The organism is Dolichospermum heterosporum TAC447 (assembly GCF_024584745.1).
Classification (GTDB): domain Bacteria; phylum Cyanobacteriota; class Cyanobacteriia; order Cyanobacteriales; family Nostocaceae; genus Dolichospermum; species Dolichospermum heterosporum.
The window spans coordinates 4,580,490-4,593,123 of sequence record NZ_CP099464.1 but is presented as its reverse complement, the minus strand read 5'-3'; the positions used below and the strand labels follow the sequence as shown (position 1 = coordinate 4,593,123).

Here is a 12,634-nt window from a genome sequence, read left to right as displayed (position 1 = left end):
GAATTTTCATGATTAATTAGTCAAACAAATCAAAAAAATCACAGTTGAGAATTCGCTCTTTAAATAAATTCAAGAAAATTACACTGTCAATCATGCCACCAATCGAAACTATAGATTCAAACTCATCAGAACAAACCACTAATAATTGGTATTTAGTAAGTGTCCGTTCTAAAAAAAGAGAAGTATTTTTGAAATATCTGAATTTAGCTATTAGCCAAAATCAATTACAGGATTTAGTGACAGAAATAAAAAGTCCCCAAGATGCAGTTTATCAAGATATTGTTTTATTGAAAATCAGTAATTTCAAAACTGCTTGTATCCAACTTCAAAAAATCGAATGTTTCCAAAATATTGAACGGAAACCTTTAGCATTACCCCAAGTAAATAGAATGTTGGGTCTTGGGTAAAATTTCGTCATTGATGATAATATACCCAACTTCTTTAGGACTTACGCCCTGTACAAATTAATCATTTTATGTTTTGACGAAAATAGCCAGCTTTAGGCTTTGATTAATGATTGTATTAATCGTAAACAGACAAATATGGTAAGGGTTTAGCAAAAGCTCATTGGTGTCAACTTAAGCTACAGATAGCTTATTTGTTTGGCTGACAGCCCCGCCCAGAAATGAATTTCCGGGCTAATAAGTAAAGTTTACTAAAGTAAACTGGGGATTTTTAGTCATCTTCAGATGACTTTTGCTATTAGACTGGGAATATGGCTAACGCCACGCTACGCTATCATTCCCAGGCGGGCTACAGGTTTTACGTTAAGTTGACACCAATGAGCATTGCTAAACCCCTACTGATATTGTAAACTCTAGAAAAATTCTACCTTGTTGACGACAACGCACAGGTTTTGTCCTAGTCATAATTTCCCTTCCTCAAGCCACTGTATATAACCACACATAAGTAATCTTTCCTTTAAATTAGCAATAGCTTCAGATGTGGGTACATCAATTGACTGTACTCGATATACATCATTGAGGACAAGACTATAATCTTTACCGCTATAGTAAGCAACAACTTCAGCTAAATTCCTATCTGACATTTCTTCACTGAGTAATGATAAAAGCGGTAAATAAGATTGTGGTTCTATTCCCTTGGGGAAAGCATTTTGAATTAATTTATATGTACTTTGTAGATGTGGTGAAATAGTGATTTGCATGATTAATTACCAGTTAAAGGAAAAGGTAGATGAATATATACATCAAAATCTACACCTTGAGCAGAAGCGGCTCTGACTGCTTTTGCATCTGCTGTAGTGGTGAAAATATTTAGTTGATCACCTGTACCTAATATAATAATATCGTTTATTCCTAATTTTCGTGTTGGTTGCAGATTTAAGGCTCTAGGTGATGGATTATCGGGGATGATAGTTACTCTTTGTAAAAGGCGATTAGCTCTATTTTGTTCTGATAGTCTCGCAATAGTTTTCACTATGGTGGTGAACTCAGCAAACGCAGTTTGAGTCATTACCATTTCTTGTTCTTTTACATATTGTCGCAATTCATAACGAATAGAGGAATTTTCGGCTATAAAAGCTATAGCAGTGCCAGTATCTAAATTAATCATTTGTTGAGCCTCAATTTTAATTTGACCAAAAAGTTTGATTGGGGAGTTCATTGAATCTTCTCTTAAGCTCAAATCCCTATTGCCCAAAATAAAAAAACACGCCATTTGGCACAATTGCTAGGTATGATATTTTATCTACAAACATTTACCCAGCAAAACCTGACTATGACTCAAAACTACCGCATTACCTTACTTCCTGGCGATGGCATTGGTCCTGAAATTATGTCCGTAGCGGTGGACGTGCTAAAAGTCGTAGGGAACCGATTTGATCTTAGCTTTGAATTTTCTACAGCCTTAATCGGTGGCGCTGCTATTGACGCAACCGGCGAACCTCTACCTGCTGTCACCTTAGATATGTGCCGCAATAGTGATTCCGTCCTCCTGGCTGCTATTGGTGGTTATAAATGGGATTCTCTACCCTCGAATTTACGCCCAGAAGCAGGTTTGTTAGGGTTGCGGGCTGGGTTAGAACTATTTGCTAATTTACGTCCTGCAAAAATTCTTCCCCAATTAATTGACGCTTCTACCTTGAAACGGGAAGTTGTGGAAGGTGTAGATATTATGGTGGTGCGGGAACTCACCGGCGGAATTTATTTTGGTAAACCCAAAGGTATTTTTACTACCGAAACCGGAGAAAAACGCGGTGTAAATACGATGGTTTACACAGAATCGGAAATTGAACGGATTGGGCGCGTAGCCTTTGAAACAGCGCGGAAACGGGGTGGGAAACTCTGTTCTGTAGATAAAGCCAATGTGTTAGAAGTATCTCAATTGTGGCGCGATCGCATCACTCAACTTTCCTTAGAATATACTGATGTGGAATTATCTCATTTATATGTGGATAACGCTGCCATGCAATTAGTTCGCGCCCCCAAACAATTTGATACAATTGTCACAGGCAACCTATTTGGTGACATTCTCTCCGATGCAGCGGCGATGTTAACTGGTAGTATAGGAATGTTACCTTCTGCCAGTTTGGGTGCTGATGGTCCTGGTGTCTATGAACCAGTTCACGGTTCAGCCCCAGATATTGCCGGACTTGATAAAGCCAACCCTTTAGCACAGGTTTTAAGTGCCGCCATGATGTTGCGTTATGCTTTCAACCAACCAGAAGCAGCAGACTTAATTGAAAATAGTGTGTTACAAGTTTTACAACAAGGTTATCGCACAGGAGATATTATGTCCCCAGGAATGAAACTAGTCGGTTGTCAAGCTATGGGTGAAGCACTCATGGAAATTCTCGAATTAAAATCACGTTAAATGATAAATCTGGAAATTTCAGCATCTATTGTGAAAATTTTCAGATAAACTAAGAGCAAATCTATAACTTACATAAAAGCAAATAGTGTACGCTTTACAACAAGAACAAGCAAACTTTACCTCACCAAAAAAGCACCCGTCTTTGATTGATCCTACTGTAATTAGAGCCGCTAGTCATATTTACTATACCTACTGTGAAGTCCATCCAGAAATAGTAGGAAAAGCTACAGGGGTAGCAATTAGTCGGGTAACTCATCGGGGTAAAGTGATTTTTACTCATTACCCAGTGCTGTTACCACAGGAATGCTTTGTCCCGTTAAATCAAATTGAGTCCTATATGTATTAGTCAACTAGCAACTGACAAATAACAATATGGACATTTTGATTTATATTCCAGCAAGTATCATTGTTTTTGTCTTGGGGACATCTCTCGGTAGTTTTATTAATGTTGTAGTTTATCGGCTACCGACTGGGTTATCAGTGCTGTGGCCACCTTCTCGCTGTCCCAAGTGCTTAAATAGGTTAAAAGCCTATGATAATATCCCAGTTTTTGGTTGGTTGTGGTTAAAAGGGCGGTGTCGTTATTGCCAAACTCAGATTTCTCGCCGTTATCCATTAATAGAGGCGTTAACAGGGATAATATTTTTAATAGTATTTTGGGTTTTTCAATTTTCAATTTTTACCCTGGGATACTGGGCTTTTTGTAGTTGGTTATTGGCTCTATCTCTTATAGATTTAGATACAATGACCCTACCCAACCCGTTGACTAAATCGGGTTTAATTTTAGGAATAGTCTTTCAAATGGCTGTTGGTTGGCTATCAGACCCGACTGCGGTGGGCTTATCAAAACGCTTAATAACTGGAATAGTTGGTGCTGTCCTGGGCTTATGGTTATTTGATGCGATCGCCCTTTTAGGTTCTATGGCTTTTGGCAAAACGGTCATGGGTGCAGGTGACGCTAAATTAGCTGCTATGATGGGAGCATGGTTAGGATGGCGTTATTTACTCATAGCGGGGTTTATTTCCTGCATTTTGGGAGTATTCATCGGTGGGGGCGCAATTATCCTCTCCCGTCACCAAATGGGACAAAAAATGCCTTTTGGTCCCTTCCTAGCTTTGGGTGCGGTAATCACTGTTTTTTGCGGTGAAACTATTTTGTCCCACTATATGAGATTATTTTTGCCTGGATATTAAGATCATTTTTTAAATCTTTTTTTCATGCTTATGGTTTTATCAACCCAAACCTGTATCCACACTGACTGTAGCTGCTATTACCCTATTGAGATTTGAGATGTTGGTAATATGTCTAAACTATGATTTTTATGATTTTTGTGATTTTTATGATTAACTAATCATCCAAATCAAAACAGTCACACAAATCATAGTTAAGACATTTAATCAGCCAAATCATAGTTCTGATTTTGACCTAATACCTAATTACATAAGATAAAAATGGCAAACAACGAAGAATCACGCGGTTTAAAGTCTCTATTTGATTGGTTCGCAAATCGGCGTAAATCGGGAAGCACCAATTCAGAACGCCAAGAACGGGAAATTGCCGATGGTTTATGGCATAAATGCCCTAAGTGTGGTGTTCTGAGCTATACAAAAGATTTAAGAGCTAATCAAATGGTTTGCGTTGATTGTGGTCATCATAATCGAGTTGATAGTGATGAACGGATTCGCCAATTAATTGATGCTAATACTTGGAAACCATTAGATGAGCATTTATATCCTACTGATCCCTTACAATTCCGCGATCGCAAACTCTATAGCGATCGCTTACGAGAAACACAAGAAAAACTAGGACTTGTAGATGCTGTCAAAACTGGATTAGGTCAAATTAACACCTTACCCCTAGCATTAGGAGTCATGGACTTCCGGTTCATGGGTGGAAGCATGGGTTCTGTCGTCGGTGAAAAACTCACCCGCATGATTGAACAAGCCACCCAACGCCGTTATCCTGTAGTCATCATTTGCACATCAGGCGGTGCAAGAATGCAGGAAGGAATGCTGTCTTTAATGCAAATGGCTAAAATATCCGCCGCCCTCCAACGTCACCGAGACTCCAAACTATTATATATTCCCATTTTAACCAACCCCACTACCGGAGGTGTTACCGCCAGTTTCGCCATGTTAGGTGATCTCATCATCGCCGAACCTAAAGCAACAATTGGTTTTGCTGGTAGACGGGTAATTGAACAAACCCTCAGAGAAAAACTACCAGAAGATTTCCAAACCGCCGAAGACTTACTTAAACACGGGTTTGTTGATGATATCGTCCCCCGGACACAATTAAAAAATACCTTGGCACAACTAATTGCCCTCCATCAACCACTCCCCACAACAGCACCAAATATGGTTTTGTGGGAAACAATGAAATTGAGTTCCGCTACTGTTGAGTAGGGGAGTTGGGGGAGTGGGGGAGTAGGGGGAGTAGGGGAGTGGGGGGAGTGGGGGAGTAGGGGGAGTAGGGGGAGTGGGGGAGTAGGGGGAGTGGGGGAGTAGGGGGAGTAGGGGGAGTGGGGGAGAAATTTCATTCTTCATTCTTCATTCTTCATTCTTCATTCTTCATTCTTCAGAACTCCTACTTGCCCGGTTCTTGGACGAAAATCAGGGGAAGTAGCCCTAATAGTCGGCACAGGCTAGAAAGGGCAAATAAACCTAATAAACCGCCAAAATTAGGACTTTGGGCAATAAAACCGCCGATTGTTGTACCTAAAGCTCCACTTACCCCCCCTACAGCCGCAACAATGGCAAAATAGATAGATTTATTCCTCACAGGAGCAATTCCCAGATACATATTAGTGCTACATAAATCAACACCTGCCCAAGTGATGCCAGTGAAAATATGTAAAAGCGGCAACCATAGCCAAAAATCAAGTTGATGATTACCAATTCCTAACCATAATAATGGTGTAATTGCGACTAAAACGCCAACACAGATGAGAATGGGACGATTACCAATTCTATCAGCTAATTTCCCCCATAAAATCAACACTAACAGATTTGCCCCAGTCTGAAGACTGCTATAAATAGTTACTAAAGTCACATCTAAATCTAAAGTATCTAATAAATAGAAGTTGAAAAAAGGTGCGCTCAAATGCACAGCCAACATCCAAATACTGAAATAAAGTAGAAATAGTAAGAATTTAGAGTTCTCCCCAATAATACTAGTCCAATTAGTTTTTTCTTGGCAAATATCTTCAGGAGGACTTTCACAACCATTTAAACTATACTGATTTTGTAATTGTGGATTGACATCTACTTGGAAATACTGGCAAAACAAGCTCAGAATCCCGCAAATAGTCCCTAAAGATAGAACTAATCCATAACCTTGGATAGTTCCACCATACCAATGTGATATTACTAATCCCGCTAAAGGAATACATATTAAATTCGTCAGATGACAAGCACTATTCCGAATCCCAAAATATCTCCCTCGTAACCTGCGGGGAACAATAATTGCTAACCAACTTAGCCAAGATGCACTTCCTAATCCTCCTAAAAGATGACTAAAAAGAACAATTGACAGTGTTAATACTACCAATTGTTGAGAATTTAGGACACTGGAATTATTAGCGAAAATACCAATTACCAGAATTAGCCATAATAAACGAGAAGTTCCAAAGGTTAAGAGAGAATACTTTAATCTACTGGTAGTCTGTTCGGAAATGTAAGCGCCCACAGGTTGAACCAAATTTACCAGCATGGGAATTGAGGATAGCATTCCAAATATCACTGGAGTAGCATCCAACTCGACTAACAAATTACTGACTAAAATTCCCCCCGTACTCAAAGAAAAAATAGATGCAAAAATAGCATCTGCCGTAGAAGCTTGTAAACTGGTACGAATATCGTTTTTAGTAAATTGCTTAGGAAACTGTTTAATTAGTGAAGAGTCGAGATTGGAAGTCTGAATATCCAGTGGTTCAACTATGTCAACTGGAAGGGAATTCATATTATCATGTCTATGAAACGGATGACGAATTTTAGAGGAAGTAAGTGGGCGTTAAAAAATATAATATAAACCTAACCCCCTTCCCTACCCGTTAAGGGTGAGTCAAAGCCTCTCCAGTAAGTAATTGGACAAAAATATTTACAGTCATTGCGAGGGAAGGGAAGCAATCACAACCCTTGGAATTGCTTCATTTCACTTCGTTCCATATGGCTAACGCCACGCTGCGCTAACGCCATGACATTGTGTAATTAATTCTGTCTCACTACTTAATAAAAGTAATTCCTTTCCGTTCTATAAAACTTACCCCTCTCCTCTTAGGAGAGGGTTAGGGAGAGGTAGGGGAGAGGTTTTACATTTAATTGTGCCAAGCTACTTATATCTAATCACTGATAAATTGTGATCTTTTGCTTTTGTATTTTTCAACAAAAAGTTTGTTGTTTCAATATCAGTTTGCAGACTCACAGTCTATAAAACACCGCAGAAAATGTCATCAGTATTGCATAATTAGGAGATTAATCGAGTTTTTGCAATTAATAATTGAGGAAAAGATCCAATTCTCCCTTATTTCTCCCCATGAAAATAATTGTTTATATTTATACTGATCCATTATTAGATACTGTTCCCAGCCCAGATGATTGGGGTTGGGAAGTAGATAAAATTTATGAAGATTTAGGAAAACGCAGCCAATTACAACAATTATTAATTGATTGTCAAACCGAAACTGTAGATTATCTACTGCTGCGCCGATTAGAAGAATTAGGTGATAGTTTATCCCAAGTGAGCGATCGCCTTAATCAAATAGAAACAATGGGAGTCATAGTCATTACGACACAACAACCCTATGCTTCCAAATCTAGTCAAATCCCCACCGAACTACTACAATTATTACCAGAAATTCAATATCAACAACGTAGCCGCCGAATTCGTCAGGGACACGCTCGTAATCGCCTAGAAACCTCACCACCACCGGGAAAATCCCCCTATGGCTACCGGAGAGGACAAGGTAAATATATTATTGATCGCACTACCTCACCCGTTGTTAAAGATTTTTTTGAATATTTTTTACTCTATGGTTCTGTCCGTGCTACCGTCCGTTATATAGGTAAAAAATACAGTAAAAATATTTCTGTCACTACAGCTAGACGGTGGTTAACTAATCCAGTTTATCGCGGTGATACAGCCTATCAAAACAGGGAAATTATCTCTAATACTCATGCGGCAATTATATCCAGAGAGGAAGCAGCGCAAATTGATAGAATATTACGACGCAACAGCCGCTTACCATCGCGGACAGCTAGTGCGCCCCGTTCTTTAGCTGGTTTAGTCATTTGCCATCAATGTCAGTCACAGATGATTGTCACCAGTGTTACCCAGCGTCATCATAATAAAAAGTATTTATATTTACGCCCAACCGAATGTCCTCAACAGCCTAAATGTCGTGCTATCCCTTACCAAGTAGTTTTAGAAAAAACCATTGATCATGTTTGTCAAGATTTACCTTTAGCTGTCGCCGGGATAAATTTTCCCCAATTAGATGCAATTAAAAATAGTTTAGGCAATGATATATCTCGTCAGCAACAAATCCTCCAGGAATTACCCACTTTCATAGAAACGGGGATTTTAGATATAGAAACTGCAAAATTAAGAGCTTACAAACTTCGCACAGAAATTTCCGAACTTCAAGCCAAGTTAGCAATTCTTCCTCCTGTGAATTTGCGTTCTGTAGCTGAAGCTGTCTCTATTCCCCAATTTTGGCTCGATTTATCAGAGGTAGAACGAAGATTTTACTTCCGTGAATTTATCCAACAAATTCAAATTATCCGCCAAAATAGAGAATGGGATGTACAAATAATTTTTATTTTCTAAACCACAAGATCCCCGACTTCTCAAAGAAGTCGGGGATCTGAATCATTGATTATTCATCTTGATTTTTGGGGGACTGTTTGCCTTTTTTACCTGCATTTTTGACATTCATCACTTTTCCTAGTAAATCAAACCAAAAAGGCGCACCCATCGCAATAGCGATACCACTGACAAACCAACCAGCAATCATACTTAAAACACTGAAAACAGGCAACCCATTAACTCTATATTTTGTGCTGTTGATTTGCTGTTGTATGTTAGCACTTGTCCAACCAATTGGTAATTCAACTTCCTTTAAAATCTCGTTAGGATCTATTTTATTGATATCTGAAGGATTAGAGCCTTGTGGTGCTACTTTTACAGCCTGGTTAATAATTATTTCCCGCAATAAAGAATCCTTAGATAAACGGTTAATGATATGAAAAGTATCGGCATTGGTTGTGATAGCTAAGGTTATGCCAATGATAATTGCCACTCCTTTAGCATTACGTTTATAAACACCACCGGCTCTTTCCATTGAGCTATCAAAACTATTTTCAATTTCTCTTCGCAAAAGAGTAATACCTTCCTCCGTGCTTTTAGCCTTCATCTGGGCGCGTTTTGCCATAGTTTCAATGCTATCAACTACAGAATTTGGCAAAATATCAATCAGTTCTTTAACTTTCTTATAAGTTTCACTATCTTTATCTTGGATAGCTGCTATGACTTCACCATGAATATCACTACCTTTCTTGATAGATTTGACGATTTCATTAATATTAGGTTTTAAGCCTCCTATGACTATAGCTTTTTCTGCATTTTCAAAAATATCTTGTCTTAAGAATTTTAGTTCCCGCAAAGGCTTATCTAAAATATATTCATGATTGGCTATAGTTGCTGCAAAACTTTCTATGTATTTAGCTAGGCTATCTCCCATCCTATTTATCACCATGTAGATATCATATTTATCCTTTTTGAATTCATCAATAATCAGGTTATATTCTAACTCCAACCGTCTATAATCTGCGGCAATATTGGTGGCAAATTCACTAGATAGCTCCTGGTTATTAATGTAAACTTGTAACTGGATCAAAATTTGTCTAACATCATCTAACCGTTCAGCTTTGAATTGCTCCAACCTAATTTCAGTTAATTTTTGTACCAATATTGGCAGTTGGAGTGTATCCATAAAAGTATTAGCAAAATTTTCACCACCAATATAGGAAGGCGCACTACGTTTTTGATCACCAAACACAGTTTCTTTTTTAAATCTAGAACTAGACTTTCTAAACAGACTAAAGAATGAGCCAATTGCCCAAGTCGCTTTCCGAGGTAAAGTTGCCAATAAACCTTTCGCCTCTTGATTAATACTTTGAATTAAAGGATTACCGTAAATTTTATTGACAAGTTGAATTATTTCGGGATTTTCTGAAGTTTGAGCATCACCAGCTAAAAGAATTTCAATTGATCTTCTCAAGTGTTCAGCCCGCCATTGCAGTACGGTTGTCAATAGTTCTTGAATTTCCGAAGCCAGTAAACTTAAAATTAAGTAAATAAAAACTAAACCCAGTGCCACATCTAAAATAAAAGGTAAGTTCATTGACATTCTCCTTCGGGGTAGTTGACTAAATGCTAATGGTAGTATTTATATCATTTAATCGTAAAGATGCTTGTAAACTTCCTTAAAAAATCAATAAGAAAATCTTCGCCAAAAAATTATCTCTATTCATGAGAAATTGAGCTAATTTGGGATTTAGCCATTGTCTTTGAATATAGATTGTTCCTAGATGGCAACATTGGAGATTCGCTTTGATCTCTATGTGATTAAACCTAGCAGTTATAAGATTCGCATAGAATATGCAAGAAGGAAGCTTTGTTTGGACTCATCTAGAAAAACAGCATCGTGTGATTGAAAAAAAGATTGATTGGCTATGGCTAATCCTATTGTTATTAGCAGCGGTGATTTTGTTTAGTATCAATCTTGGAGGTTTGCCCTTACAAGATGGCGATGAGGCAACCGTAGCTAGGGTAGCGCGGGAAATTTGGCAAGCCCCAGTAGATTCAATGCGCTGGCTTTACCCCACTTTGGGAGGTGAACCATATCATCACACGCCGCCACTTATGCACTGGTTAATTGCTGGGGCTTATTATCTGGGTGGTGTCAATGAATGGACAACGCGCCTACCTGGTGCAATTTTGACAGCAACTTCTGTACCTTGCTTATATTGTCTAGGAAGGGAGATATTTCGTCAACGTTGGGCAGCTATTTATAGTTCCTTGATTTATTTAACAATGCTGCCTGTGGTACGTTATGGCAGGTTGGCAATGTTAGATGGGGCAGTTGCCTGTTTTTTAATTGTGATGATGTGGTTTGTCTTGCGATCGCGGCGGGATTTACGTTACTGCTTAGGTGTAGGCATTAGTTTTGGGTTAATCTGTCTAACTCAAGGCATGATGGGTATTTATTTAGGTGCAATTGTTTTAGTCTTTCTTTTTTGGGATACACCCAGACTACTCACAAGTTATTATTTCTGGATAGGTATTTTTATCGGTTGTCTACCTGTATGCTGCTGGTATGGGTTGCAATTATGGCACTATGGGTATCCCTTCAGTATTGATATCAATACATCTTTAAGCCATATTCAAACCATTAATAATGGCACATCCCAAGCACCTTGGTATTATCTTTTAGAAATCGCCAAATGGACATGGCCTTGGTTGATATTTCTCCCCCAAACTATCCGCATTACCTGGGAAAATAATAACTTAAGTTGGGCAAAATTAATTATTATCTGGTGTGGTGTTTATCTATTAATTATTTCTCTCATTAGCTTTAAACTCCCCTGGTATATATTCCCCATTTACCCTAGTTTGGCTTTAGCTTTTGGGTTTCAATTAGCCCAGATGGAAAATGTCCCCTTATTCTCAGGCTATCCCCGCGCTTGGGTAACGAGTTTAGCGATATTGGCGGTAGTAGCCTCTGCCAGTAGTATTTATTTTGGGGGCAGAACATTAGACAAAGCCGAGTTACAGATTATTTTTGCCGCAGTAGCTTTAACTATGACTTTATCCGCAATTTTAGCAGAACGCGGTGATAGACAATTTCTGAAAATTTTAATTTGGGGAAGTTATATTTCTCTATTATTATTAATGAAATCTAATTACTGGGTTTGGGAATTAAATACAGCCTATGCCGTTAAACCCGTAGCGGCAATGATCACGAAAATTAATCCAGCAGTTAAGGAAATCTATACATCTTTTCCCTATCATCGTCCTTCCTTGGATTTTTATAGCGATCGCACGATCATTCCTGCTTCTATCGGTGAACTACAATATTACTGGCAATATGATAGCCAACCTTATTTTCTCATTAACACATCTACCTTAGAAAACCTCCAATTTAAATCCATCAAAGTCATAGACCAAGTAAAAGACTGGCAATTAATTACCAAACAAAATAACTTATTATAAGTAGGTGAACACAATAAAACCAAACTGTGTAAAGAAATGTAAAATCGCTTAAACCCTCTTCACTCTTGCCTCTTGCCTTTTGCCTTGCCATAACGACAATTTTCAACGCCAACCTACTTAAGTAGGGTTTGCCGAAAAAGTCTGTTCGTGATAGCGCAGCGTGACGTAAGTAATGGGCTAGGAGTCAGGAGTCACCGAGTCAGAAGAAAGAATTAGAAGGAGATCAGAATAGTCTCGAATCTGAAAAATGAGGCGTTGCTGAATCGAGGTATGAAATTCCCAAATTGAACCTTTAAAACTCAAACCTCAGTGCGTCTACTCTTCGAGATCACGAAGCGTGATTGCGCCTTTGCGTGAGACTAAAATTCATACCCTTAATCAGCAACGCCAAAAATGATAGGTAAATCAAAAGTTTCAATGTTGATTCCTTGCACCTGATTCACTTTTTTAACCCAACAACTCTTAATATATCTAGGTTTTCAGTTTATATGGCTTACGCCACGCTACGCTATCAGCAAGCCCTAAGTA

General features: G+C 38.5%; 11 protein-coding genes. 7 read left to right on the top strand and 4 right to left on the bottom strand.

The features are described from left to right. Positions 1-92 precede the first annotated feature (92 nt). On the top strand, positions 93-407 hold the full coding sequence (locus tag NG743_RS20800) for a hypothetical protein (protein ID WP_051424275.1): 315 nt from the start codon (positions 93-95) through the stop codon (positions 405-407). Positions 408-865: 458 nt separating this feature from the next. Here the strand turns inward: NG743_RS20800 and NG743_RS20795 are convergent, their stop codons facing one another. Continuing rightward, positions 866-1,165, bottom strand: a complete 300-nt coding sequence (locus tag NG743_RS20795) for a DUF3349 domain-containing protein (RefSeq protein WP_027401999.1) — start codon at positions 1,163-1,165, stop codon at positions 866-868. A gap of 2 nt (positions 1,166-1,167) precedes the next feature. After that, the gene (locus tag NG743_RS20790) at positions 1,168-1,623 is read right to left on the bottom strand and encodes a DUF1308 domain-containing protein (RefSeq protein WP_201769132.1); all 456 of its coding nucleotides are present in this window, start codon (positions 1,621-1,623) and stop codon (positions 1,168-1,170) included. 114 nt (positions 1,624-1,737) lie between these two features. On the opposite strand from NG743_RS20790, the gene leuB reads away from it, so the two are divergent. The 4 genes from leuB (at position 1,738) to accD (ending at position 5,238) form a co-directional block, all read left to right on the top strand. After that, entirely contained in the window at positions 1,738-2,832 is a 1,095-nt protein-coding gene (leuB, locus tag NG743_RS20785) for a 3-isopropylmalate dehydrogenase (RefSeq protein WP_027402001.1), read from the top strand. Positions 2,833-2,917: 85 nt separating this feature from the next. After that, a complete protein-coding gene (locus tag NG743_RS20780; protein ID WP_027402002.1) occupies positions 2,918-3,178 on the top strand; it encodes a hypothetical protein in 261 nt (86 codons plus the stop codon). 26 nt (positions 3,179-3,204) lie between these two features. Further along, positions 3,205-4,026, top strand: coding sequence for a prepilin peptidase (locus NG743_RS20775; RefSeq protein WP_027402003.1), 822 nt, complete (start codon positions 3,205-3,207; stop codon positions 4,024-4,026). 258 nt (positions 4,027-4,284) lie between these two features. Beyond that, a complete protein-coding gene (gene accD / locus NG743_RS20770; protein WP_027402004.1) occupies positions 4,285-5,238 on the top strand; it encodes an acetyl-CoA carboxylase, carboxyltransferase subunit beta in 954 nt (317 codons plus the stop codon). A 181-nt stretch (positions 5,239-5,419) separates the two neighbouring features. Here accD and NG743_RS20765 read toward each other — a convergent pair whose 3' ends face one another. Beyond that, entirely contained in the window at positions 5,420-6,793 is a 1,374-nt protein-coding gene (locus tag NG743_RS20765) for an MFS transporter (protein ID WP_193963846.1), read from the bottom strand. A 573-nt stretch (positions 6,794-7,366) separates the two neighbouring features. On the opposite strand from NG743_RS20765, the gene NG743_RS20760 reads away from it, so the two are divergent. Beyond that, complete coding sequence (locus NG743_RS20760) at positions 7,367-8,659, top strand: recombinase family protein (RefSeq protein ID WP_257120793.1); 1,293 nt, start codon at positions 7,367-7,369, stop codon at positions 8,657-8,659. 49 nt (positions 8,660-8,708) lie between these two features. Here NG743_RS20760 and NG743_RS20755 read toward each other — a convergent pair whose 3' ends face one another. After that, positions 8,709-10,235 carry a hypothetical protein gene (locus NG743_RS20755; protein ID WP_027402007.1) on the bottom strand — a complete coding sequence of 509 codons (1,527 nt, stop codon included), beginning with the start codon at positions 10,233-10,235 and terminating at the stop codon, positions 8,709-8,711. A 257-nt stretch (positions 10,236-10,492) separates the two neighbouring features. Between NG743_RS20755 and NG743_RS20750 the strand changes: the two genes are divergently transcribed. After that, entirely contained in the window at positions 10,493-12,106 is a 1,614-nt protein-coding gene (locus NG743_RS20750) for an ArnT family glycosyltransferase (protein WP_027402008.1), read from the top strand. Positions 12,107-12,634 lie beyond the last annotated feature (528 nt).

Excerpts from the sequence above, each read along its gene's own strand:
- NG743_RS20750 (WP_027402008.1), top strand. The coding sequence starts at position 10,493 with ATGCAAGAAGGAAGCTTTGTTTGGACTCATCTAGAAAAACAGCATCGT.
- NG743_RS20795 (WP_027401999.1), bottom strand. The coding sequence starts at position 1,165 with ATGCAAATCACTATTTCACCACATCTACAAAGTACATATAAATTAATT.
- NG743_RS20760 (WP_257120793.1), top strand. The coding sequence starts at position 7,367 with ATGAAAATAATTGTTTATATTTATACTGATCCATTATTAGATACTGTT.
- NG743_RS20775 (WP_027402003.1), top strand. The coding sequence starts at position 3,205 with ATGGACATTTTGATTTATATTCCAGCAAGTATCATTGTTTTTGTCTTG.
- leuB (WP_027402001.1), top strand. The coding sequence starts at position 1,738 with ATGACTCAAAACTACCGCATTACCTTACTTCCTGGCGATGGCATTGGT.
- NG743_RS20800 (WP_051424275.1), top strand. The coding sequence starts at position 93 with ATGCCACCAATCGAAACTATAGATTCAAACTCATCAGAACAAACCACT.
- NG743_RS20755 (WP_027402007.1), bottom strand. The coding sequence starts at position 10,235 with ATGAACTTACCTTTTATTTTAGATGTGGCACTGGGTTTAGTTTTTATT.
- NG743_RS20790 (WP_201769132.1), bottom strand. The coding sequence starts at position 1,623 with ATGAACTCCCCAATCAAACTTTTTGGTCAAATTAAAATTGAGGCTCAA.
- accD (WP_027402004.1), top strand. The coding sequence starts at position 4,285 with ATGGCAAACAACGAAGAATCACGCGGTTTAAAGTCTCTATTTGATTGG.
- NG743_RS20765 (WP_193963846.1), bottom strand. The coding sequence starts at position 6,793 with ATGAATTCCCTTCCAGTTGACATAGTTGAACCACTGGATATTCAGACT.